General features: G+C 69.3%; 30 protein-coding genes. 2 read left to right on the plus strand and 28 right to left on the minus strand.

The genetic code is table 11. The features are described from left to right. Window positions 1-3: 3 nt before the first annotated feature. From BMW67_RS12725 to BMW67_RS12815, 22 genes are all read right to left on the minus strand, one after another. On the minus strand, window positions 4-438 hold the full coding sequence (locus BMW67_RS12725; RefSeq protein ID WP_072747925.1) for an NlpC/P60 family protein: 435 nt from the start codon (window positions 436-438) through the stop codon (window positions 4-6). Continuing rightward, the gene (locus BMW67_RS12730; protein WP_072747926.1) at window positions 435-1,319 is read right to left on the minus strand and encodes a DUF2163 domain-containing protein; all 885 of its coding nucleotides are present in this window, start codon (window positions 1,317-1,319) and stop codon (window positions 435-437) included. Before BMW67_RS12730 ends, BMW67_RS12725 begins: the two co-directional genes overlap by 4 nt. A 126-nt stretch (window positions 1,320-1,445) precedes the next feature. Then, window positions 1,446-1,676: a hypothetical protein gene (locus tag BMW67_RS15540; protein WP_125459044.1), complete on the minus strand. Its 231-nt coding sequence runs from the start codon at window positions 1,674-1,676 to the stop codon at window positions 1,446-1,448. Beyond that, a complete protein-coding gene (locus BMW67_RS12735; RefSeq protein WP_072747927.1) occupies window positions 1,669-1,899 on the minus strand; it encodes a hypothetical protein in 231 nt (76 codons plus the stop codon). Before BMW67_RS12735 ends, BMW67_RS15540 begins: the two co-directional genes overlap by 8 nt. A gap of 3 nt (window positions 1,900-1,902) precedes the next feature. Further along, the gene (locus BMW67_RS12740; RefSeq protein WP_072747928.1) at window positions 1,903-2,562 is read right to left on the minus strand and encodes a lysozyme; all 660 of its coding nucleotides are present in this window, start codon (window positions 2,560-2,562) and stop codon (window positions 1,903-1,905) included. 4 nt (window positions 2,563-2,566) lie between these two features. Beyond that, on the minus strand, window positions 2,567-2,698 hold the full coding sequence (locus tag BMW67_RS16185) for a hypothetical protein (RefSeq protein ID WP_256598395.1): 132 nt from the start codon (window positions 2,696-2,698) through the stop codon (window positions 2,567-2,569). Further along, on the minus strand, window positions 2,691-3,038 hold the full coding sequence (locus BMW67_RS12745; protein ID WP_072747929.1) for a hypothetical protein: 348 nt from the start codon (window positions 3,036-3,038) through the stop codon (window positions 2,691-2,693). Before BMW67_RS12745 ends, BMW67_RS16185 begins: the two co-directional genes overlap by 8 nt. Then, window positions 3,035-3,661 (minus strand): DUF2460 domain-containing protein, encoded by a 627-nt coding sequence (locus BMW67_RS12750; protein WP_072747930.1) that lies wholly within the window; start codon window positions 3,659-3,661, stop codon window positions 3,035-3,037. The genes BMW67_RS12745 and BMW67_RS12750 overlap by 4 nt, the downstream gene beginning before the upstream one ends. Further along, window positions 3,661-6,078, minus strand: a complete 2,418-nt coding sequence (locus BMW67_RS12755) for a phage tail tape measure C-terminal domain-containing protein (protein WP_072747931.1) — start codon at window positions 6,076-6,078, stop codon at window positions 3,661-3,663. Before BMW67_RS12755 ends, BMW67_RS12750 begins: the two co-directional genes overlap by 1 nt. Further along, the gene (locus BMW67_RS16255; RefSeq protein WP_023851451.1) at window positions 6,059-6,199 is read right to left on the minus strand and encodes a DUF7697 family protein; all 141 of its coding nucleotides are present in this window, start codon (window positions 6,197-6,199) and stop codon (window positions 6,059-6,061) included. The genes BMW67_RS12755 and BMW67_RS16255 overlap by 20 nt, the downstream gene beginning before the upstream one ends. A gap of 98 nt (window positions 6,200-6,297) precedes the next feature. Continuing rightward, window positions 6,298-6,735, minus strand: a complete 438-nt coding sequence (locus BMW67_RS12760; protein WP_072747932.1) for a hypothetical protein — start codon at window positions 6,733-6,735, stop codon at window positions 6,298-6,300. Further along, complete coding sequence (locus tag BMW67_RS12765) at window positions 6,735-7,679, minus strand: phage tail tube protein (protein WP_072747933.1); 945 nt, start codon at window positions 7,677-7,679, stop codon at window positions 6,735-6,737. Before BMW67_RS12765 ends, BMW67_RS12760 begins: the two co-directional genes overlap by 1 nt. 24 nt (window positions 7,680-7,703) lie before the next feature. Further along, entirely contained in the window at window positions 7,704-8,123 is a 420-nt protein-coding gene (locus BMW67_RS12770) for an acyl-CoA transferase (RefSeq protein ID WP_072747934.1), read from the minus strand. Window positions 8,124-8,197: 74 nt separating this feature from the next. Then, window positions 8,198-8,791 (minus strand): hypothetical protein, encoded by a 594-nt coding sequence (locus tag BMW67_RS12775; RefSeq protein WP_072747935.1) that lies wholly within the window; start codon window positions 8,789-8,791, stop codon window positions 8,198-8,200. A 77-nt stretch (window positions 8,792-8,868) separates the two neighbouring features. After that, window positions 8,869-9,501 (minus strand): DUF6441 family protein, encoded by a 633-nt coding sequence (locus tag BMW67_RS12780; protein WP_072747936.1) that lies wholly within the window; start codon window positions 9,499-9,501, stop codon window positions 8,869-8,871. 5 nt (window positions 9,502-9,506) lie between these two features. Then, a complete protein-coding gene (locus BMW67_RS12785; protein WP_072747937.1) occupies window positions 9,507-9,818 on the minus strand; it encodes a head-tail joining protein in 312 nt (103 codons plus the stop codon). Beyond that, window positions 9,818-10,153, minus strand: coding sequence for a DUF2190 family protein (locus BMW67_RS12790; RefSeq protein ID WP_072747938.1), 336 nt, complete (start codon window positions 10,151-10,153; stop codon window positions 9,818-9,820). Before BMW67_RS12790 ends, BMW67_RS12785 begins: the two co-directional genes overlap by 1 nt. Window positions 10,154-10,229: 76 nt before the next feature. After that, a complete protein-coding gene (locus tag BMW67_RS12795; RefSeq protein ID WP_072747939.1) occupies window positions 10,230-12,293 on the minus strand; it encodes a prohead protease/major capsid protein fusion protein in 2,064 nt (687 codons plus the stop codon). 13 nt (window positions 12,294-12,306) lie between these two features. Then, window positions 12,307-13,818 (minus strand): phage portal protein, encoded by a 1,512-nt coding sequence (locus tag BMW67_RS12800; protein WP_072747940.1) that lies wholly within the window; start codon window positions 13,816-13,818, stop codon window positions 12,307-12,309. Next, window positions 13,818-14,021 carry a phage head-tail joining protein gene (locus BMW67_RS12805; RefSeq protein WP_072747941.1) on the minus strand — a complete coding sequence of 68 codons (204 nt, stop codon included), beginning with the start codon at window positions 14,019-14,021 and terminating at the stop codon, window positions 13,818-13,820. Before BMW67_RS12805 ends, BMW67_RS12800 begins: the two co-directional genes overlap by 1 nt. Before the next feature lie 83 nt (window positions 14,022-14,104). Next, window positions 14,105-16,099, minus strand: coding sequence for a phage terminase large subunit family protein (locus BMW67_RS12810; RefSeq protein ID WP_072747942.1), 1,995 nt, complete (start codon window positions 16,097-16,099; stop codon window positions 14,105-14,107). Then, window positions 16,050-16,613, minus strand: a complete 564-nt coding sequence (locus BMW67_RS12815; RefSeq protein WP_072747943.1) for a hypothetical protein — start codon at window positions 16,611-16,613, stop codon at window positions 16,050-16,052. The genes BMW67_RS12810 and BMW67_RS12815 overlap by 50 nt, the downstream gene beginning before the upstream one ends. 113 nt (window positions 16,614-16,726) lie before the next feature. On the opposite strand from BMW67_RS12815, the gene BMW67_RS12820 reads away from it, so the two are divergent. Further along, window positions 16,727-16,951, plus strand: a complete 225-nt coding sequence (locus tag BMW67_RS12820; RefSeq protein ID WP_072747944.1) for a hypothetical protein — start codon at window positions 16,727-16,729, stop codon at window positions 16,949-16,951. A gap of 95 nt (window positions 16,952-17,046) precedes the next feature. Then, window positions 17,047-17,565, plus strand: coding sequence for a DUF3489 domain-containing protein (locus BMW67_RS12825; protein WP_072747945.1), 519 nt, complete (start codon window positions 17,047-17,049; stop codon window positions 17,563-17,565). Between the two features lie 54 nt (window positions 17,566-17,619). On the opposite strand, the gene BMW67_RS12830 is transcribed toward BMW67_RS12825, so the two are convergent. From BMW67_RS12830 to BMW67_RS15765, 6 genes are all read right to left on the minus strand, one after another. Then, entirely contained in the window at window positions 17,620-17,844 is a 225-nt protein-coding gene (locus tag BMW67_RS12830; protein WP_072747946.1) for a DUF7220 family protein, read from the minus strand. 9 nt (window positions 17,845-17,853) lie between these two features. Further along, window positions 17,854-18,582 carry a DNA cytosine methyltransferase gene (locus BMW67_RS12835; RefSeq protein WP_245728525.1) on the minus strand — a complete coding sequence of 243 codons (729 nt, stop codon included), beginning with the start codon at window positions 18,580-18,582 and terminating at the stop codon, window positions 17,854-17,856. A gap of 305 nt (window positions 18,583-18,887) precedes the next feature. Continuing rightward, window positions 18,888-20,222 carry a site-specific DNA-methyltransferase gene (locus BMW67_RS12840; RefSeq protein ID WP_072747947.1) on the minus strand — a complete coding sequence of 445 codons (1,335 nt, stop codon included), beginning with the start codon at window positions 20,220-20,222 and terminating at the stop codon, window positions 18,888-18,890. Window positions 20,223-20,703: 481 nt separating this feature from the next. After that, window positions 20,704-21,132, minus strand: coding sequence for a DUF6362 family protein (locus BMW67_RS12845; protein WP_091764256.1), 429 nt, complete (start codon window positions 21,130-21,132; stop codon window positions 20,704-20,706). Window positions 21,133-21,321: 189 nt separating this feature from the next. Next, entirely contained in the window at window positions 21,322-21,843 is a 522-nt protein-coding gene (locus tag BMW67_RS12855; RefSeq protein ID WP_083581652.1) for a crossover junction endodeoxyribonuclease RuvC, read from the minus strand. A gap of 393 nt (window positions 21,844-22,236) precedes the next feature. Then, the coding region (locus tag BMW67_RS15765) for a hypothetical protein (protein WP_177174513.1) at window positions 22,237-22,705 on the minus strand (469 nt) is incomplete at its 5' end.

Below are 22,705 nucleotides of genomic sequence, written 5' to 3' on the forward strand. Positions count from 1 at the left end.
GCCTCAGCGTTGGGGAAACAGGAAGGCGAAGGCGATGCGTCGCCGCCAGGATGGGGTGAGCGGTTCCTCGATCACGCCGAGCCGCTCATAGGCGTGGAGGAAGATGTCGGGCGCAGTGAGGATCCCGACATGCTTTGCGATAGCGCGTGGCCTCATGCGGAAGAGCACCAGCGCGCCGGGGCCAGCGTCGGCAGGCGGCGCCTCGATCATCATGGCGCGCGCGCCCTCGGCCAGAACCTCGCGCGGTCCGGTCTCGCCCCAGTCCCGGCTGTAGGGCGGGATCGGGAACGGTTCGGGGCCCACGGCCTCGCGCCAGACGCCCCGGGCCAGTCCGAGGCAGTCGCAGCCCACGCCGCGCAGGCTGGCCTGGTCGTGATAGGGCGTGCCGAGCCACGACCGCGCCGCCGCGATCACCCGCTCCGGATCGGCGGCTCTCACAGCACGCTCCCGTCGTGCCCGCCGTCCTTCGTCGCGTAACGGAGAACGGCATCCTGGCCGGGGATATGCGGGAAGCCCCGGAAACTGGCGACATTGGCGAACTTCGTGCCACAGGTCTCAATGCGCTTGTCGCAGCCCGCGCGGACGATAAGACCATCTCCCCCGGCGATGGGCCTCACTGGCGCTTCGAGCAGCGTCAGCACGGCGATGCCGTCGGTCAGGTCATGCGCGACGATCTCTGCACGCCGCCCGGCATTGGCGCCGCTGGTCCATTCGATGGTCCCGAAGGTGAACCAGCCGGCCTCGAACCCGCCTAGGCCCGAAGCGGTGAAGGCCCGGTCGCGCAAGAGATCGATGACGGCGCCCGTCCCTTTGTAGGCCGGGTCCTCCAGATCGACACCGCAGCGTGCATCGCCGAGTGCTGCATCGCAGGTTGCCTGGAAGGTCCGCCCGACCGTCTGGCCCAGCACATGGGCGAGCGAGCGCACCTCGGCGACGAAGGCGAGCCGCCCGCGCCGGATCTGGCCGATGGCACCGCGCCGCATCAGCACGCGCTGGCCCTTGTCGGCCCAGTTCACCCGCCAGACCTCGACCTCCGCGTTGTCCCAGCGGCCATCGAGGATGTCGGTCTCGGTGATCCGGTCGGAGGTCAGCACCCCCTCGGCGTCCTGCGCATCGACCGAGAGGTCCGATCCCGAGCGGACTTCTGAGGCGGTCAGGCCGCTTTCCGGCTCAAAGTCGGTGCCATCGAAGCTCAGCGTCCGGTCGTGGTCGGTGAAGCCGAACACCTGGCCGTCCGCGCGGGTGATCCGCCACACCCAGGCGAGCGTGGTCGTGCCCTCGTCGAGATGGGCCTGCAGTTCCGGAGAGAGGGATTTCATCGGCAGGTTCCCGTCATGCGGTCGTCGAGATCGGCGACCCAGCCTGCCCATGTGGCGGGCATTTCGACCACCGTCTCCACAGGCGGTCGGGCAAGGCACGCCTCGACATAGGAGGCGCAGCCCGCGTCACCAGAGACCGTCGTTGCGCCGCAGCCGGTCAGCAGGATCGCCAGCGCCGCGGCCGTCGCGCACCGCCTCGCGCCCGCGTTCCATCCGCTTTGTCTGATTGCGTTGTGCATCGCGTTCCGCCTCCCGTTTACCTGCGCGCTTCCCTTCCAGCCGCCCCCAGAGGCGGCCGAGGACAGTCCCGCCCAAAGCCGCCAGCGCGCCTATTCCCCAGATCAGAATTTCAGTCATCCCCGCGGAACCCGCGCTCGATCCGGTCGCGCAGGCCGATCAGGCCAAGACCGAGGAACATGAGCCCCGCGGGCGAGGCATCGCCGGAGCCGGCAAGCAGCGCGACGAGCCGGGGCAGTTCCCCGAGCGGTCCGGTGGCGGGCATCGCGAGCGAGGCGATGCCGGTGAGCAAGGCGAGCAGTCCCGCCCACCAGGTCAAGGAGTTGGGGCGAATGTAGCGCATGGATCAGGTCCTCCGGATCAAGCTGGAGACAAGGGTGATCAGGCGGGCGAGCCATCTGGTCGGTTTTTCAGAGGTGGGTGCGGAACTGGGCGGTGGCACAGTCTTTGCCGGGTGCAGCAGCGCCAGCGCTTGCGTCTCGGTCAGTCGGCGGATCGGTTGCGAGAAGTCCACCCGGCCCGCGCAGTCCACCGACCAGACCGGGATCGTGCCGCCGGGATAGCGGCCATGGCGGAACAGGTCGCGCTCAGCCTCGCGGCGCGGGATGATCGAGGCTGGCCGCCGCCAGTTCAGAAACGCGTTGGCGGCTGCAACGCGATTGCCGGCATTGAGGTGCCGGGTCAGTGCCGCGCGGGCGATGCCGCCGGTGTTGTAGTGAAACGAGACCAGCGCATCGAACTCATGCGGCTTGAGCGGCACCGTCACGGCGCGCCGGACATCCGCCTCGTAGTGCGCAAGATCGGCGCGGAAGACCCGGAACGCCTCGCGGATCCCTGCCTCCAGATCGTCGGGCATACCGCGCGGCATCGCACCCGGATCGGGCGGCCTGGCTGCGGCCGTGTGGCCGATGCCGAAGGTCCAGGTGCCGGTGGCATCGCGGTAGGGTCCGGGCACGATGCCTTCGTGCCGGGCAAGGGCCACGAGGCCCCGGTCTGTCATCTGCATGGGATTACCTCAGGAGCGAGAGGATCAGGATCAGCGCCGCCACCGCGAGGCCGATGCGCAGGCGGTGGGTGAAGGCCTCGCGCGGGTCGTCGGTCAGCCGGCGAAGGCCGCGCAGAACGCGGGTGAGCTCAGTCATCGCGCCCCTCCCGCGCCGCGCGCAGCCGCGCAAGCACCAGCTCGATCACCGCCGGGCCGAAGACGCCCACCAGGTAGGCCGCCGACCCCGCCGCGCCCCCGGCCGGGATCGCTTGCGGAGGCAGGTTAAGCCAGGAGGTGATGACAGCCATCGAGAGGCTGCCCATCCCGGCCGCGATCAGCCCGCCGAGCAGGATGTGGCGCAGCGCGTCGCGCAGGCGCATCTTCGTGGTCAGCGCGTTGGTCGCACCGCCAAGCGCGCCCCAGGCGGCGAGGATCACCGCCGTCGAGGCAGCAAGCTCGCGCAACACGGCCGCGACAAAGCTGCCGGTATCGTTCATCGCCGGATCTCCAGAAGCGGAATGGAGGTGATCGAGCCGAGCCGCTCGAGGTCGAGCGTCACGTCCAGCGCGTCGGTGTCGAAGCGGACGGGCACGTCGAACTCGAACCCCGCGGTGATGGCGACGCCCGATCCCGGCGCGGTGCTGAAGGTGACCACGCCGGTCGTGGTGTCGACCGACCAGCCGGAGAGCTGCTCGACGCCCGCCAGCGCGATGCGCACGGTCCCGGCGACCGGCTTGGCGATGGCGCGCGTCCAGGTTTGCGCGCCTGAGGTGTAGCGCTTCACCAGCTGGAAGGCGCTCGTCGTGCCGTCGCCGGTGCCGATCGCCTGATCGGTCGGCGCTGGCGTCTGGGACGGCAGGCAGGACTTGTGATCGCCCCAGTCCTTGAACCGGAAGCCATGCAGCCGCCCATTCCGTGCCTCGAAGAAGGCGACGACGGCGGCGAGATCATCGGCGCGGCGGATGCCATAGGCGACGTCGTAGTGGCGGCGCGAATTGGCCCAACTGGCGTTGCGTTCCTCGTCGCCCGAGGCGAGCTCGACGATCTGCGTGCGCCGCTCGGGCCCGCCCCGCGCGCCGCGGCTGATATTGTCGGGAAAACGGACCTCGTGGAACGCCATCACATGCCCCTCCGCCCGAGCGAGACGGCGCGGGCGATGTCGGCCGCCACCTGCGTTCGCGATTGCCGGAAGCTCTCGGCGTCGCGGGCCATGATGGTGACGTTGACCCCGCCGCCTCCGCCGTACGTCTGCGCCTCCCGCCGCGACAGAACCCGCTCGCCGCGCTGCAGGATCGCGGGCACTTCGTCGTGGCGTAGCCCCGCCATGCCGCCGCCATGCATCCGAGGCGCGGCGGCGAAGGCCATGGCCGGGACCATCCGCGAGGGTCCGGCCGATCCCACCATCCCGCCCGCATGCAGGACGTTGGCAAAGATACCGCCCGCCCCAGAAAACACGCCGGAGAGCGCATTGGCGATCGGCCCGAGGATGAACCGCCGCGCCGCGAGCTGAGCGAGGTCGGCGAGCAGCGAGGTGACAAGATCGCGGAAGTTCAGCTTGCCTGTCTTCACGAACTGGCCCACCGCGTTCTCCGCCGACTGGAAGGCGCCGACGAGGCTCTGGCCGATATCGCCGCCGATGTCGCGGGCCTTGCTGGCATAGTCGGAGAGCGCAGACGTGACCGCCTGCCAGCCGGTGACGGCAGCCTCAGTCGCGGGCTCCGCTGCCGCAGCTGCAGCCCCTGCAGCCGCACCGGCTCCCGCGGCGGCACGTCTGGCATCGCCGAGCGCCGTTTCCAGCCGCTCGGCCGCACCGGTGGCCTCGGTCAGCGCATCCGCGCTCGCCCCGTCGGTGCTGCGCACGGCATCGCGCAGGGCCTGCCAGCTTTCGAGGGGCGCGCGGGCCCCTTCGGCCAGATCGCGCGCCGCGCCGCGATAAAGGTTCGCGGACTCGAGCGCCCTGCTCGCCGCCTCGGTCAGACCGAGATCGGGCGCAGTGAGCGGGTTGTCCTCGAAGGCCCGGTCGAACGCCGCCTGCGCAGCTGTCGTGGCGGCATTGGCCGCGCCCTCGAAGCGGTTCTCGATCTCGCCGAGGTCGAGGTCGGGCACCAGCGAGATGCGGCGCTCCGACCCGAGCGCTTCGAGCCCTTGATTGATGCCGCCGATGAAGCCGTTGATGCGCGAGACCACGCCGTTCAGCATCGCCTCGACGCCGTCGACCAGGCTGTTGGCCGCCTGGAACGCCAGATCGCCGATGGCGGCGGGCAGCAGGCCCCAGATCGCCTTGATCGCCTCATAGGCGCCCTCGAACGTGTTCGCGGCCGTGTTGCCGAAACCCACCATGCTCTCGATGGCGCTCTGCATGCCCGAGGCGGCGTCGGCCTTCAGGTCGAAGAACATCGCCGTGGCCGCAGCGCCCGCCGCCGCCGCGCCCATGCGGATCCGCTCCCAGACCTCGACCGCGAGGTCCTTCAGGAGCGACATCGCCTCGCCGAAACCGCCTGCGCCGGAGACGAGACGGGTGAACTGGTAGACGAGTTCGCCCGCGCCCACGATCAGCGCCCCGATGCCGGTCCGGATCAGCGCCCCGCGCAGCACGACGAGCGCGGTTGCGAACCCACGGACCGAGAACGCGGCAGCTGCCAGCCCGGCGACCCAGCGACCGGCGAGGAAAGCTGCAAAGGTCGCGGCATAGGTGGTCAGGCGGCCGATGTTGTCGAAGAGCCCGCGGATCGCGATGCCCAGCGGCCCGGTGCGGCTTGCAACAGACGCCATCGCATCTGCGACCGCTTCCAGTGCGGGTGCCGCAGCGACGGCCAGCTGGTTCGAGAGACCGCGCCAGATGAGGCCGAGGCGCGAGATCGCGTCGTTGGTCCGCTCGATCTGGTCGGCGTCCTGCTCCGACACGACGACGCCGAAGGCAAGAACGTCCTCCGTCGCCTGGCGCAGCGTCGCGGTGTCGATCCGCGACATGGCGATGGAGCCTTCCTCGCCGAAAAGCTGGCCTGCGACAGCCGCGCGTTCGGCGGCAGGCACGAAGCTCTCGATGGCGGCGTTGATCGCGCCGACGCGCTGGTCCAGCGGCAGGGCGATCAGGTCGGTGGCGGAAAGCCCCAGCCGGTCGAGCGCGTCGGCGGCCGGTCCGGTCCCGGCGGCCGCCTGGCTGAGACGGCGGGTCAGATCCTTGGTGGCCTGTTCGATCCCGGACATGGAAACACCCGCCAGTTCGCCCGCGCGCTCGAGCGTCTGGATCGAGGCGACCGTAGTGCCGAGCGACTGCGCGAGCTTCGCCTGCGCATCGACGGTCTGGAGTCCGGAGCGCACCATGGCCACCCCGGCGGCGGTGGCAGCGGCGACGGCGGCCGCGGCGGCCACGCGAACCCGGCGCGAGAAGGCCGCGAGCCGGGCATTAGCCGCCTCCATCTCGCGGCTGAGCCGTCCGAAGCCGCGCGACCCGGCCTCGCCCACGCCTTCCAACTCGGCGCGCACCTGCCGTCCGCCCACGGCCGCGAGGCGGACGCTAACCCGTTTTTCCGCCATGAGAGTGATCCATCTGTTCGTTGAGTTTGGCGACCATCACCGCTTCGATGACGGGCAGCAGTTCGGCCATGGCGAGCGGCGGCACGCCGAGGGCGTCACCGAGCGCTAGTGCCGCCGACATGTCCCAGCCGATCACCGCACCGGGCAGGACGCGCAGTTGGCCGCCGAGACGGCCGACCAGGTCCCAGACCTGCCAACCCTCCGGTGTTTCCGGACGGTTCAGCCGCGCCGGGCAGTCCGGGCAGGCTTTCGCGCAGGCTTCGCAGTATCGGTCGCCCCCGCCGAAGGACCATTCGGCGAGGGCGCGGAGGCGTTTTTTTCCTGTTCCAGCAGCAGGCCCTTCGAGACATAGGTCAGCTGGAACGCCTCGAAGATCGGCCAGACATCGAGAAGCGCGTCGATGGCCTCGGGGCTTGGCTCGATAGGTTTGCCGTCCGCGTCGCCGATGCCGTCCCAGGCGAGCACCGCCCGGCGCGCCAGCGCCTTGGCGAAGGCAACGGCGCGTTCCTCGTCGGAGGCGTCCTCGGGCACGGCTTCCACGGCCGGATCGCTGCGCGTCGCCACCATCAGCGCGGTGGTCAGCGGGCGCATCTGCACCCTCACGCCGGGCGAAAGCTCGTGCCAGCGCGGCGCGTTCGTCAGATCGAGCGTCAGCATCAATACGTCTCCACATCGTTCACGAGGGTGGCGGTGCACATCCGGCCGACCACGCTGTCGCGCGCGGCCTGCCAGTCGAAGGTGGCCTGCACGCCCTGCGGCCCGGAAATCTCGATGCGCGGGCGCGGCAGGTAGACGGCGTGCACGGTGAAGGTGAAGCTCTCGCCCGAGGGCAGCACGTAGGCGAACTCCATCTCGCAGGCCTCGCCGTTGATGGCCTGCGTGACCAGCGTCTGGTCGGCGAAGCGGACCTCGATCCGGCCGGTCAGCGCGGCGATGGAGGGGTCCGCACCGTCGATCCTGCCATCACTCCGGATCGTCTCGATCCGGTCGAGGTTGTTGGCATAGGTGATCTCGGCCGAGACCACGTTGCCGAGGGCGGAGCCATTCCGCGTGATCGACCCGTTGAAATGGCCGAAGCGCTTCAGTTCCAGCGCGGCGGGTGTCCCGGCGCTGGTGGTCGTGCCCACCGTCTCGCCCTGCGCGACCAGTCGCGCAGTTGCCGTCAGCAGGCCGGAGCGCTGCATCTGCCAGGTGATCTGGTCGAGCACGCAGCCGGAATACATCGCATAGCGCGGCACCTCCGGCATGCCGGTTTCGATCGACATGCTGGGCAGCGTCCACGACCCCGACTGGAACTCGTGCGTGAACGGCCCCGGAGCCGTGCCTGTCGTTGCAGGTGGCCCGAACGCGGCTTTCAGCCAGAATCCGAAGGCCCCGGCGTCGAGCGGCACGACGACGTCGCCATCGGCGGTCACCGCGTCCCTCACCGGGGCCAGCGGATCGCGGCCATAGCCGAGAAGCTCCGAGTTGAGCAGCGGCTGCTCCGCGCCGAGCGAGGTGCTGGCGAAGGGCATGCGGGTGAAGCCGCTCACGGGCGGCGTTCCATAGGTCGTCTCGAACGCAAGCGCCATCTGCGCCCGCGCCCCCTGGGCTCGTGCCATGGTGTTCTCCTGGGGTTGTCGGGGTCAGGCCAGCGGATCGGCCGTGGAATAATGCAGGACCACCGGGATCACGGCGGCTTTCAGGCTCGCCGCGCCCTCGATGGGCAAATCGACTGGCCTCGGCGCTTCCGCCTCCACCCAGTCGCAGAGCCCGCCAAGAGTGCGATCGGTGGCGAGCGCCGCGCCGATGCTGGCGGTCAACGTGTCGAAGGCGGCGTCACGGTCGGCACCCTGCACGACCGCCTCGATCTCGGCGCGGTGCTGGTAGTGATGGCGCAGCGGCGACAGCGTCACCTCCGGCTCCCCCGGAACCCCATCGCGCAGGATCAGCAGCCCCTCGGCCGGAACGCGCTCGGGCAGCACCTCGCCGCGGAGCGCAGTGGCGGGCAGCGCCGAGAGCCGCGCATGCAGCGCGGTGAGGATGGTTTCGCGAGGGGTTGGCATGGCATATTTCTCGAGGCAGAGCGCTCAGCGCCAGTTCCGCAGATAGGCGACCGGAAACCAGAGCGAGCGCAGGATCAATCGCTTTCGACAGCCTCGGGAAAATCCGTGGCGGAGCATCGGATGCCGTCAGCTCGCGTATAGAGCATGCTTCCCTCCACGCCCGCGAGGATGTCGCCATCCACCTCGAACTCGGGGAACTGACGCAGGAACGGCGTTGCACCGCAGCCCGGTACGGCGCATTCCGGCCGGGACTTCGGGCAACGATTGAAGTTACAGAGCCTGCCGAGATAGGCGTCGCTGCCCGGCTCGAACAGAAACACGTCGACCTGATGGTCTGCCACGCCGAAATCCTGTTGACGTTCGTGCTCGGCCCTCAGCGCCGCCGCCTTCGCGCGCCTCAACTCGCCGAGGACGGTCAGGTCGTCGAGCCACAGAGCGAGGTCGAGATCCTTGCACTCGTGCCAGAGTGGAATGCCACGGCGACGATACGGGGCGAAACGCGGCACCTCCTTCCACAGGGGCTTGGCAACCGATCCGATGACCGCGATCGCGACAACCTGCGGGAAGCTGCACCAGGCATTCGTGATCGCGTCCGCCGCACGCCGGAAGTGCCGTTGCGTCCGTAAAAGATGGGCGTTGTCCTGTTTCAGTCGGTCGGTTGATGGCATTGCATAGCTCGGCATGGTTCGGCGCCCAGTCTGACCTTGTCCGGCTGCCGGCGCCAGCACGTTTGCTTTTCAGGATCTCATCGAAGACGCCCCGCTATCCAGTTGGCCACGATCAACCCCGGCACGCTTTCCAACGCCCGGTCTGCATCCCGCGCGAGGTCCAGCCGCTTCGGCAACTTGACCTGCGGCACCAGCATGAAGATCGGCACCGTTGTGCGCCCACGGCCCGTCTTGGAGCGCGAAGCAACCCCGAGACCCCGACTGTTCAGTCGTCCCTCCGCGACAAGCAGGCTCGGGCCGCGGCGTCGGTAGACGAAGCGGAGGCGCAACCCACGGCGCCGCTCCCATTCGCCCGGGGTGATCCTGCCGCCGCGCATGCCCCGCCCGGCGGCTTCGGTCGGGATCGCCAGCCAGAACCCGTCCTTCGAGCGGATCAGCGGGCCGGTGTCGTGGGCGCCGACGATGACCGGGGCCTTCGACCAGACCAGAGCCGCGGCGTTCAGGCTCTCGCCGGCCTTCGGGTAGGTCTGGCTGCGGATCGAGTTCGCCAGCCGCCGTCCGAGCCCTGCGCCGGTGATCTGACCCCGCCAGGCGGTCTTGAGCCCGGTGCCGGCCTCGCGCATGGCGGCAGTCACGGCCTTTTCGCCGGCCTTCACCTCGGCGGCCATGGCGGCGACGAGATCGGGGGTGATGTCGAGCTTCAGCTTCATCGCGATCAGGCGGGGCGCAGGTCCACGGTCCAGACCAGCCGCTCGCGGTCACGGACAGGCTCGCCCTGGATGAGGAAGGCCTCGCCGTCGATCTCGATGCGATCGCCGGGGCGCGGGTTTGCGACCTCGGACACGCGCAAATCCAGTCGGGTGGTTTCCGACCAGATCCGCCCGTCGCCGAAGCCGGTGACATCGTCCGGCCGGCGCAGGATTGCGCGCACGAGCGACGGCGCCCCGCCCTCGGCGGTGTAGACCACGTCGCGCGCAAGATGCGCGTCGGCGAAGAGCGCGTCGAGAGCGGCAGCGAAGGCGGTCATCAGAACGCGCCGTTCAGCCGCACCCGGCCGATTGTGTCGCCTGCCCCGCCGGCGACCGCCTCGACCGCCACACCGATGAGCGTGTTGTCGGTGGCAACCGTGGTGCAGCGCTTGTTGGTGTCGTCCCAGTAGACCTTGTCGCCGACGGCCCATGCCTGGCTGCCGACCTTGGTGATGTCGAAGACGCCGACGAGCGCGGTCTCGATGGGATCGCCGAGGGCGGCGTCCCCGGCGGCGATGCCGAAGATGGAGCCGACGAGCAGGCCATCGCCGGAGGCGACGGCATAGGGCGCGGTCAGGGTGATGGTGTTGCCGGGCTGGACGTAGGTTTTCATGACGGGGTTCCTTTGGAAAGACGAAGGGCGGCCCGTCTGGACCGCCCGCGTGTCAGGGTTCAGCATTGGGTGCAGGTTACGCCCCAGGATTTTTGTAGAGGCCGCGCCAGTCGATGGCCTTGGCGCCGAAGTCGAGGCGGCACTTGATCTCGACGCCGTCGACGTCGAAACCGTTGCGGGTCTCGATATAGGCGCCCTGCTGGCCCTCGAGATAGGCGTATTCGATGGTGTCGATCTGGTTCGGCGAGGCCGCCAGGTACCAGGCCTTGTCGCTCGCCGCATCCAGCCGCGGCTCGGCAATCGGCGTGAGCGTGCGGATCGATTGCGGCACCACGTTGCCGCTCTGGGCGGGCACGAGGTTCTGGGCCACCAGCTGCTCGGCCTTCAGTTCCAGCGCCGCCGGGACGATCAGGAAGGCGGGCCGGATGTTCAGCACCGTCTTCTTGTCGAGCCCGGTCTGCTTGCGCATTGCCGCGCGCGCCGCGCCCACGCTGTCGACCCCGAGCGCCGTGCCGCTGCCGGCGAGGTTCTTGTGGGTCGAATGGAACAGCGCCGTGCCATCCGCCATGGCAGGGTTCGACGTCACGATGTCCCAGACCACGTCCGACTCCAGCTGGGCGATGGAGTTGCCGTACATCGCCGGGATCCGGGTGAAGGCGTCGAGGTCGTCGTTGATCAGCACCTGCCGGGTGATCGCGACGACGCGGCCGTAGGTCTCGATGCGGTAGCTCTCCTTGCTCTCGCCGAGCGTGCCGCGCTTGAACTCGCCGCTCTCGCCGACCTTGAGGAGCTGCGGCGCTTCGCCCAGCTGGACGCGGTGCATCGCCTTGAAGTCGGTGGCCAGCACCTGCCGGCAGAAGAGCGGGAAGGTCCGCGGATAGGCCTCGTAGGCCTGGCGCAGCGTCTTGTTGGTGACGGCTGCGAGGATCTCGGGGAAGTCCGAGGTCGAATGCAGCGCCCGCGTCGCCACCTCGTCGCGGGAGAGGCCGCGGGTGCTGACGCCCGCCGTCTCGAGGCTTTCGCGGGCGAGTTCCATCAGTGTCATGCCGCGATACTCGCGAGCCGCGTCCTCCAGCGGGAACAGCGTCGGGCTGTAGCGGTGCAGCAGCGCGTTCGAGATCGCCTCGCGCCGCGTGACCGTGGCGTCGCGCCCGCCGAGCGGGATCGAGACATGGGGAAAGGTCCGCGTCTCGTCGGCCTTGGCCGCAACCTGGTCGAGGATCAGCCGGCGCGCTTCGTCGATGGAGACGCCGCGCTTGATCAGGTCGTCGGCAAAGCCGCGCTCGAGCTGGAGCTTGTCGGCGAGGCCATGGATCGTGGAGACGCGCTCGCGCTCCTGCGCGCGGGCCTCGCTGACCAGAGCGTCGGTGTCAGCGCTGCGGCTGCGGTCCGCCGGCGCCGGGTCGGCCGCGGGCTTCGTCGCCTTGGGCCTGGTGTCGGCGGCGCGGGTCTGCGTGTCGGCAGCGCCGGTCTTGTCGTCGGTCATGCTCGTCTCCTCGGGCACTGCGGTGTCACTCGTCTGTTCGGCCGTCTCGGCCGTGGTCGCGGTCCTGTCGGTCATCGGGGATGCTCCTTCGCTGGTGGGGGCGTCCCGGCGGTGGAGGACGCATGTCTGGTGTTCGCGGTGCGCACGGAAGCCGGCGGCGGGATCGGCGCCGACCGGCACGGCGGAGATCTCGAAGGGCGTCCAGTCCACCGCCCGCCAGAGTTCGCGCTGGCCGTCAGGCTTCGAGATCTCGAAGCGGTGGACCTGGTAGCCGATGGAGACCGCGCGGATGTGCCCGGCCTCGATGTCGCGCCAGATGTCGCCGACGGCGTCGCGCTCCGAGAGGCGGATGCGGGCGATGCCTTGTCCGTTCTCGATCCGGGCCGAGCCTGGGACGACCGAGCCGATCACCGCGTCGAGATCGTGCGCCTCGTGCACCTTCAGGAATGGCGCGCCCGCGTTCAGCCGCTCGAGCCGCACATGCTCGGGCGCCATGCTGAGTTCCTCGTCATGCGGCTCGCCGAAGAGCGCGGCGCGCCGCACGCGGGCGCCGGTCGACCAGATCACCTCGACGCTGCGGGTCTCCGGGTCGATGCTGGCAGGCCGCAGCTCCGCCGACCGGCGGAACGCCGGCAGTTCGATCGTCTGCTCCATGAATGAATCCTCGTCAGGCCGCGTCAGTTTCCGGATCGTCCGGATCGGTCGCGGGGTCGGCCGGCACATTCGACTGCGCGCTGCCAGTCTTGGTGACGCGGCGCGGGTCGCTGTCGAGCACGAGACCCAGCTCGTCGAGCTTGGCGTTCGTGGCCGCGATCTCGGCCAGCACCGCGTCGGGGTTGCGGCCCTGCCGGGCGATGGCCTCGGCAAGCGTCTTGGTGCCAGAACGGATGGCGAGCAGGTCGGCCATCGCGTCCTTCTGCGGATCGACCGCCTCGAACTTCGGCGGCGACCACTCGACCGGCACCTCGGGCGTGGGAATGCGCCCCGCCGCCCATGCGGCCTCGGTGAACCAGCGCCAGACCGGCGCACAGAACATCGGGATGAAGAGCTGCCACTGCACCGCGTCGATCATCCGGCGGAACTCCACGAGGCCCGCCCGGATCGAGGAATAGTTCACCTGGCTGAGATCCCCGGTCAGCAGCTCGTAGGGCACGCGGAACCCGGCGGCGATGGTGTGCAGGCTGGCCCGCTTGTATTCGCCATAGCCGCCGGTGGCAGCCGGCTGGTTGAAGCGGATGTCCTTTCCGCCGCGTGCATAGGCGATGAGGCCGGGCTCAAACTGCTCGACCCGATTGCCGTCGGCATCGACCACCGCGGGCGCGATGCCCTGCTGCGCCTCCTCGTCGCCGAAGACGATGGCCGTGACGCAGGCTTCGGTCTTCTTGCGCACGATCTCCGCCACCTCGTAGTCGTCAAGGTCGCGCAGGGCCCGGATCACCGGCGCGCCCCAGGGCACGCCGCGCGCCTGCGTGCGCTGCTTCTCGTAGACATGGGCGATCTCGCTGGCCGGCACCGCGCGGCTGGTAAGCCCGCCCGTCAGGCTGAGCGTGGCATCGCCTGGATGGGCGCCGAAGAGCCAGTAGGCCCGGCGCCGGCCGAGTGCGTCGAACTCGATCCCTTGCACCGCCTGTCCAGACCCGAGCGCGCCGTTGCAGGTGGCGTCGAGGAAGTCGGCCTCGAGCAGTTGCAGCTGCACGGGTGGCATGACGCCGTCCCCCGGGCGCCGCGGGCGGCGGCGCACCAGCACCTCGCCGGCCTCGACCATCTCGCGGCAGGCGAGCGTCTGCAGCCCGTAGAAGTCGAGCTGGCCGTCGGCGTCGCAGGCCCGTGCCCAGATCTCGAACAGCCGGTCCACCTCGCGGTCGAGGGCCGCATCGCCGCTCGCGGCGCGCGGCATGATCCCGGCGCCGACGATGTTGTTGACCAGCACCGACACCGCCTTGGCGGCGTGCGGGTTGTTGCGCACCAGATCCCGCATCCGGTCCCGCAGAAGCGCTCCGGCCCGGCCGATCTCGGCATCCGCCGAGGATCCCGGCGCGTGCCAGCCGTCGGTGCGCCGGCCGCGGGCCGCACCCTCGTAGGAGCGGGCGAGCCCCTCGAAGGCCTGCCGCGCAAGCACGCGCCGCGTGGCCGTGCGCGGGGCGACCGAGGCGATGGCCCTGTCGAGCCAGGAGACCATCAGCGGTCCCCGCGCGAGAAGCCGGCGAAGCCCGCGATGGGCCGCGCCGTGGCGCCGGCGATCTGTCGTTCGATGGTGCGGATGCGCCCGAGCAGGTCCTCGGCCGAGCCGTAGTCCACGGTCTTGCCGTCATAGCTCACCCGTGTCGTCCCGCTCGCATAAGCGCGCCGCAGCGCCGCCAGTTCCGCTTCCGTCCAGGTCATGCCCTTCGCTCCCGCTCAGTGCGTTCGTCCCTCGCGACGCTCCACTGGAGCCTCGCGTCCGCTGCGCGGACCGGTCCTCACCATCAAAACCATCCTTCCCGCCGCCCGAGCCAATCGGAGCGGCGCTTGCCTTGCATGCACTGATCGGGCCGCCCGATCCGACCGGCCGGGCTGTCCATTCCACTCGGCACGCCGAGCTGCGCTTCCAGATCGGCCCATGTCGCCTCGGGCCAGCGGTCCGCCCCCGCGATCCAGGCCGCGGCACGAGCATAGACCCGGCAGTCCAGCGCCTCGTTACGCTCGCGGATCTTCTGCCATTCGAGCTTCGCGAAGCCGCGGCGATTGCGCACCGTCACCAGCTGCTCGGCCGTCAGCTGCCGGATCCACTCGGTGTCGGCCCAGCCGGGCAGATGCAACGTGCCCGGCGGGAACGCAGCACCTTCCTCCAGCTCTTCCGCGGTCGGCCGCGCCAGCCGCAGGAAGCGATAGGTCTCGGCCTTGAAGGTCGAGGTGGCCACGGTCCAGAGCCGGGCCCCACGGCGCAGGCGCTTCCCGCCGGCGGTCGCGTCCACGAAAGTCGGCCCCGAAACCGGGCTGGCCCGGTTGAAGCCCTCGAGCCCCTTCACGGGCGCCACCTGCGCGAAACCAACCGAGCGCGACCAGGCGTAAACGGCGGCCGTCTCATAGCCGGTGTCGATGGCCAGCTTTGCCAGGCCCAGTTCCGCGCCGCCGGCATGTCGCCAGTTGCGGCCCAGCAGATCGGTCAGCGCCTCCCAAGCCTCGGGCTGGGCCGGCCCGCCCTCGATCACGACATGATCGACGAGCCAGCTTTCCAGCCCACGACCCCAGGCCCAGACATCGACCTCGATCCGATCCTTCTGCACGTCGGCGCCGGCGGTCAGGAACAACCCACCAGCGGGAACTGTGCCCGCCGGCCAGTCCTCGCGCCGTTCGGCGATCCGCTGCCAGTCCGGCGCGTCGCCGGTCTCGATCCAGGTCTCGCCGAGCACGGTGTTGCGGAACACGCGCTCGGCCTCGTCGGACCCCGTCGCCGCCTCCTTGTCGCGCGCGATGTCGGCCCAGCTCTTCCACCCCGGCGGCGAATAGAGCGCCGAGAGATGAAACCCCACCGTCCGCGCATCACGAGCCTCGGCAGTCGCGCGCCATTCGCCTGCCGCCAGCATCGCCGGCTTGTGGTGTTCCTCGATCGCGGTCTCGCAGGCATCGCAATGATAGGCCGCCGTCTCCGGTTTGCCCTTCTGCCAGCGCAGCCGCTCGAACCGCAGCCACTGCATCGCGCCGCAATGCGGGCACGGCACGAAGAAGCGGCGCTGGTCGCTCGCCTCGTACTCCCGCTCGATCCGGCTGACGCCGCGGATCGTCGGCGTCGAGACCAGGAACACCTTCCGGCGGTGCGCGAAGGTCAGCGAGCGCGCCTCGGCGAGCCCGACCGGGTCGCCTTCCTCGTCGGCCGAGGCCGGATAGGCGTCGACCTCGTCGAGGAAGACGTAGCGCGCCGGCATCGAGCGCAGGCCCACGGCCGAGTTCGCGCCGGTCATCACCAGCACGCCGCCGGGGAAATCCTTCGACAGCTGCGTGTTGCCGCTGTCGCGCGCCCGCGCCGGGCGGACACGCTCCTTCAGCGCCGGGCTCTCCTCGATCAGCGGGTCGATCCGCTGGCGCGAGTTGCGCTTGGCCAGTTCCACCGTCGGCTGGACCGCGAGCATCGGCCCGGGCGCATGGTGAATCACGAAGCCGATCCAGTTGTTGCCGGCCTCCGTCGCGCCGACCTGCGCGGCCTTCATGAACACGACCCGCTGCGCAGGATGGCCGGGCGAGAGCGCATCCATGATCGCCCGCATGTAGGGCGTGCGCTCGGTGCGATAGCGGCCGGGCTCGGCGCTCGCGCGCGAACTCAGCCAGCGGTGCCTGTCCGACCATTCCGAGACGGTCAGCCAGGGATCGGGCGTGAGCCCGTGGCCCCAGGCCCGGAGCAGCGCATCGGCCCCGTCGAACTGCGTGACCTCGTCAGAGGGCAATCCGGGGCTGTGCGAGTTCCTCGAGATGGGCGCGGACATGGGCCTCCAGAACCTTCTGCATGGCCGCCACCTCCGTTCCCAGTTCTGCCGCCATCAGCGCCGCCACCCGCGCCGGCCAGTTCACCCAGGCATCGCGCTCCTCGCGCGCGAGCCGGAAGACCAGCGCCGTGGCGCGGTCGCGGTCGACGAGTTCGCCCTTGAGCTTGGCGAGCCGGATGCGCCGCTCCTGCGCCTTCAGCACCTCATGCGCCGTCTTCGCCTGCAGGAAGGTCGTGCCGCTACCGGTTGCGGGTGCGGCGAGCCCCTGTTCCTTGAGCGTTTCACCAACAGCCGACACCGCGGCTTCGGGCACCGGCTTCAGTTTCCGTTCCTTCGCCGGCGCCTTCCTGGTCTTGGACGGGTCGGTCGCGTCCGCCCGCAGCCGGTCCGAGGCTGCGGCGTCGATGCTGCCATCCTCGTGCAGAACGAGCCGGCCGGCGGCCTTCGCCTTCTGGATCGCGCCGCGCGACAGCCCGACATGGGCGGCATACTGGCGCTCGCTCATGCCCTGCATTGCCGGATCCGATTATCATTCAAAGTCATGTGCTTATCGAGTTGATAAGCGGCGCACATGGAGCAAACGTCCAACCACGACGACGATGCAACTCGAGCCAAGGAGCCAAGACGATGACCCGCCGCACCACTGATAAATCGAAGGCGCTGGACGCTTTCATCGCTGCCAAGCTGGAGATCGACACCATGCTGGAAAGGCTCAAGGCGCTCAGCGACGCCCACTTCGAAACCACTCCCGACGAGATCAACTGGGGCCATGTCGGCACCCTGAGCCACTACCGCGACAAACTGCGCGAGATCAGCGACATGGCATTCCGTGAGGGTGAGCACGCCGAGTGACCTCCGGCAACGCCGGAACTCCCGCCGCGCGCCCTGCGCGGCTTGGGGTCGTAGAAGGCGCCGCATGTCGCGGACCCGAACACGGAGAAGACCCCATGACACAGATCCAGCTTTCCGATGCCCAGGCCATCATCCTGTCGACCGCTTGTGCGCGCGGTGACGGGGCAATCTTCCCCGTCACCGCCAACCTCAAGGGCGGCGCTGTCGGCAATGTCTGCAAGAGCCTTCTGAAGCACGAGCTGATCGAGGAAATCCCGGCGACCGACCTCAACACCGTCTGGCGGCATGATGAGACGCGTGGACCGATCACGCTGCGCGCCACCCCGCTGGCCTACCGCACACTCGGGATCACGGACGAACAGGACGAGACACCGCCGGCCGAGATGCCACCCGCGCCGGTCCAGCGCCGAAAAGGCACCAAGCAGGCGCAGCTGATCGAGATGCTCCGCGCCGAGGGCGGTGCCACCATCGACGAGATCGCCACGGCCCTCGACTGGAGGCCGCACACCATTCGCGGGGCCATGTCCGGCGCGCTCAAGAAGAAGCTCGGCCTGACCATCACCTCGGAGAAGGTCGAGGGGCGGGGAAGGGCCTACATGATCGCCGACGACTGACGCCGCACACCAGCACGGACCCGATGTCGCCGTCCCACATGGGGCGGCGGCATGTCATCGTGCCCCGCGCACCCGGATCGCCTCGAAAAGCCGCCGCAGGGCGAAGGAGCGTGCGATCGACACGATGGTGAAGATGCCGCCCATCTTCAGGTTCTGCGCCAGCGTCGTGTGCAGCCCGAAGACCGGGAATATCAGTATCTGCGTCATGACGGCGACGCTGTAGCCCACAGCGACGTTGGCGATGGCCTCGACCAGCGACATGAAGCGGGATTGCTTCATCTCGCCACCTCATCCATCGGCCAGCAATTCAGCTGCCAGAGTTCGCAGCGCATGCGCCGCGACCAGCGGGACCACTCCGTTGCCACATAGCCGAAGCCGGTCCACCCGGTGGGCCAGCCCATCAGCGCCTCGACGAATAGCGGGTTCAAGGTCCGGGGCGTGTCGCAGGAACGCCCGCCAGCCATCGGCGTCGCGAGGACCTGGCGGCCAAGCAGGCCGTTCACCGGCGTGTTCGCAAGGCTCGTCGCCCCGTCCTTGTGATCCCGCGCTGTTGGCGTCATCCACATCCGGCTCACCCCGGTCAGATCGGCCGCCTTGCGCTTGCCCGCACTCGGCTTGTGGCCATCGCTCGCCATCGGCGTTGGCCAGAGCCGCAGCAGTTCCGTCCGGTTCCCGCCACTCGAGCGGGTCCCCGAGCAGGCGCGCGGGGTCGGCCAGTTCGCAGCCTTCTCGGTGGGCGAGGATGAACAGCAACTCACGCTTGTGGGGCGCACCGACTTCCGCCGCCGTGAAGAGGCCCGCCGCAAGGCGGTAGCCCATGTTGACCAGTCCTCCGGCGACTTCGGGAAAGCCGAGGCGGAGATGATGGGCGACATTCTCGAGGAACACGAAGGGCGGCTCGACCTCGCCGACGATGCGGGCGACATGCGGCCAGAGGTGGCGCGGGTCGTCCGCCCCACGCCGCTTGCCTGCAACGGAAAACGGCTGGCACGGATAGCCCGCTGTGACGATGTCCACCGCGCCGCGCCACGGGCGGCCGTCGAAGGTTCCAACGTCGTCCCAGACAGGCGCGCGATCCAGGGCCGCCCTCGGGCGGTCACTCGGACCGATGGCGTTCCCGCCCTCGATCCATCCGCGCCACGAGGATGGCCGCGGCGTAGGCGTCCCGCTCGACATGACCCACAGTGCGATATCCGGGGCACGCGAGGTGCAGCCCGAGGTCGAGCCCGCCGGCGCCGGAGCAGAGCGAGAGGCCGAACAGGCACGCGTCGCCGGCTCCGGCAGGCAGGCCGGAGGAAGGTAGAGCCACGCCATCCACGGTATCAAGCCGCGTGGGCCCCCTCGGCGGCGGACGGGGTCTCGCCCAGCCGCTCGGCCTTCACCTCTGCGAAGGTCCGGCCATTGCCGTCGAGGATCGCGTCGCGCCCGGTCTCGGCCTGCCAGCGTTCGACGGCGACATCGACGTAAGCCGGGCTGATCTCCATCGCGAAGACGCGCCGGCCATTGGCCTCGCCCGCCATGATCTGCGAGCCCGAGCCCGAGAAGGGCTCGTAGCAGAGGCCGCCCCGCGCCACATGCTGGCGCATCGGGATCCCGAAGGCGTCGAGCGGTTTCGGCGTCGGATGATCCGGGCGCTCGTCCCTGGCGAAGGACGGCATCTCCCAGGTCGAGGGTAGCGTCTGCTCGGCGACCTTCGGCGGGCGGTTCGGACGCCGCCAGCCCATGAAACAGGGCTCATGCTTCCAGAGATAATGCGACCGGGTCAGGACGCCCCGGTCCTTCACCCAGATGATCTGTTGATGGACGAAGGCCCCCGCCCTTTCCCAGCACTCTTCCAGCATCGCCTGGCGGCGCGAGGCGTGCCAGCAGTACCAGGCGGCATCCTCGGTGATCGCCTCGGCCACGGCGGCGGCGATGAAGCCGTCATAGAGCTCGGACCCTTGAGAACTGTCGTCCCAGGTGGTGCCATAGCTCTGGCTCCAATCCTTGTTGCGCGTCGGGTGGTTCGAGCCGTCGTAGTCGACGAGATACGGCGGATCGGTGGCGAACAGCACCGCGCGCTCGCCGTTCATCAGGCGGCGGACATCCTCGTGGTTGGTGGCGTCGCCGCAGAGCAGCCGGTGATCGCCGAGAAGCCACAGATCGCCCGTGCGCGACGCGGGATTGCGCGGCGGCTCGGGGATGGTCACCGGCGGCACGGAGCCTCCGGCGCCGCCCTCTTCTTCACCGCCCTCGTCCGCGTCGAAGGCCAGCAGCTTGTCGAGTTCGCCATCGGAGAAGCCGACCAGCGACAGGTCGTAGTCGTCGGCGAGCAGATCCTTCAACTCGGCCGACAGCAGCGCGTCGTCCCACGGCGCCTCGGTCAGCTTGTTGTCCGCGATGCGATAGGCCCGGCGCTGCGCCTCGGTCAGATGCCCCAGAACGATCACCGGCGCCTCGGTCAGCCCGAGCTGCGTCGCCGCCAGCACCCGGCCATGGCCCGCGATCAGCTCCCCGTCCTCGCCCACGAGGCAGGGCACGGTCCAGCCGAACTCGGCCATGCTGGCGGCGATCCTGGCCACCTGCTCGGGCCCGTGCAGCTTCGCGTTCTTCGCGTAGGGCTGGAGCTTGGCCAGCGGCCAGGTCTCGATCCGCTCGGGGGCGAAGGCGAGGGTCATATCGGTAATCCTGTTCGGTTGATCGCAGCGAGCCATGGCGCGCGGGGTGGACTCCGGCAGGGTGGAGTCCGGTGGCTTTTGGGGTGGACTCCGGAATCCGGGGGTATCCACCCCGCGTGGCCAGTCATGTGTTTGAATTCACGAGGTTTTCAGGGGGCGCCGGTGGATCCGGATTCCCGGTGGCTTCCCAAAAAATCGGCCCTGTCGCTGGCGATATTGCGCGCCAAGCCCGCCAGCATACGCAGGTCGCGCGGAAGGAACCGCGAACTCGGCCGAGGGGCGTGGCGGAGGCGGACAGCGGTCCGCAAGGAAAGGATCAGCGCCTTTCCTTTCTTAGCGGGCCTCGCCAACGAAAGGATGGTTTCGCTCGGGACCGCGCCGCGCGCGCCTCTCCCGAGCTTATCCCGAACCTAGCCCCCGAACCGGTTTTCTGTCCCGTCGAAAACTGTCCGCCGCACATCTTCCCCTCTGGCGCGCAGGGTTACGCGCCACCGGCCAGTTCGATCACGCGCCGCTTCGACAGGTTGCGGTTGAACCGACGCCGGTTGAGCTTCAGCGAGATGACGCAGAGCCCGTAGAGCCAGTGCTGGTGGGCGGCCGAGCGTTGCAGTCCGACCGTCCAGCAGATGGTCTTCCACCGCTCGCCATGGGCGCGCATCCAGACGATCTTGCCGTCGACCGGGTCGAGGCACGCGGTCCAAGTGAGCGTCTCCTCCATCCGGCTGATCGCCTGCGGCGAGGGCAGCACGCGCATGGGCCTTGGCTTCTGGCCCACCTTGTCGCCGAAGGAGTGGATGATCTCGGGCCAGGTGCTGAAATAGCCGCGCCGTCGCGGCTCGGGCAGGCGCTTGAGCACGAAGGCCGCCTCGGCCAGGCGGGCCTCGACGAGAGACGGGGTCCACTTATCCATGGCACCCTCCATCGTCGGCAGCACGCGGTCCGTAGAGCCGTTCGCCCAACTGGCGAACGAGCTCCCGTTCAGGCCAGCTCAACCGGTCATCATCCACTGACACCGCCAGCACTCCCTGCTCCTGCCAACCCTCGCGCTTCACCTGCTCGGGGTCGCGACGACGGCCACCGTAGCCCTTGGGATGCCACCTCATGCGACACCTCCATTCGTCTCGATCGCCCAAACGAGGATCGCGATGGCATCGGCCTCGTTATCGTCGGCGGGGCTGAAGCCCCGGGCACGCGCAGACGCGATCATTGCCTCCTTCGGCGCGTTGCCCTTGCCGGTGGCGTGCCGCTTGATCGTGCCGACGGGAACGCCCTCGTAAGGCACGCCGCGCAGTTCCGCCCATGCGGTCAGCGTGGCCATGAGGCCGCCATAGACGTGCGCCGCGTCCGTACCGGCATGGCGGCGCACCTCCTCGAACCAAATGGCGGCGATTGGGCCGGACAAGCGGTCGATCTCGGTGAGCCAGTTGGTGAAGCGCAGGTAGCGCATGCCGCCGCCATCATAGCGGCCTGGCCTGAAGCTCGCGGTCCCGCTGGTGATCAGCCCTTCGGCCGAGCGCAGCGCCCAGCCGGTGCTGGTGCCGAGATCCAGCGCGAGAATGCAGCGGTCGAGAGCGCCGGCGGCCATGGAAGGCGCCGGAGCGATGTGTGGGGAGCGGTCCATGACGACCTCCTCTTCGAGTGATCGGCCAAGGCCCACGCCTGCCTGGATCGAAGGCAGCACGCGCGCCCGGACCGGGATCGCGAGATCGGGTCAGGGTCATGGTTGGGGGCGTGGTGAGCGCCCAAGGCTTTCTTCAACGGCTTCAGTCCCTCCACTTGAAGGAAGTGGGGCTGTAAGCCATTGAGAGAAAGGCATTTAATATCTTCTTTCAATATTTCAGTTTCTTCAATGGGTATGTGTGGCATACCCCTCCTCTCCCACGCGCGAGGGTCTTTGCGTGAAATATTGAAAGAAGTCCCTCGCGCCGGATTTTTCGCGTCACGACAGGGGCTTGGGCGGGAACTTCCTTCAAGTGAAGGATGGGGGCCGTTGAAGGAAGCATCGCGGCGGCCCTCACCGCAGCGCCCGGAAGCGCATCGCCTTCCGCCCCCCGGTCTCCTGCTCGACCGTGACGATGTCGCCGCTCTCCACCAGCGTGAGCAGGATGTCGTCGCGGTCGCGCGCCCGGAGCCATTGCGAGGCGCGGGTCAGCTCGGACTTGGTCATCCCCGCCGCCCCGGCCTTGCGGATGATCTCGCGCAGGCGCTTCAGATGCGCCTCGGTCTCGGTGTCGGCGACATCGCGCTCGACCGCGTCGATGGTGCGCCGGGCGAAGTGGCGCACGAACTCGATCGCCCAGACGGCGTCTTCCATCCGAATGACGGGCTGGACCGCATCCCGCCCCACGGCGAGGACGAGCGCAATCTTGGCCGCGTTCTCCGCGATCCGGGCAAGGATCGGGGTCTGGAACGTGCCGGCGGCCGCCCTGAGCTCGGCAGTGATCTCGTCGCCGAGCGCATCGAACCGCGCCCGTGCGCCCTCG

The organism is Oceanicella actignis (assembly GCF_900111545.1).
Lineage (GTDB): Bacteria > Pseudomonadota > Alphaproteobacteria > Rhodobacterales > Rhodobacteraceae > Oceanicella > Oceanicella actignis.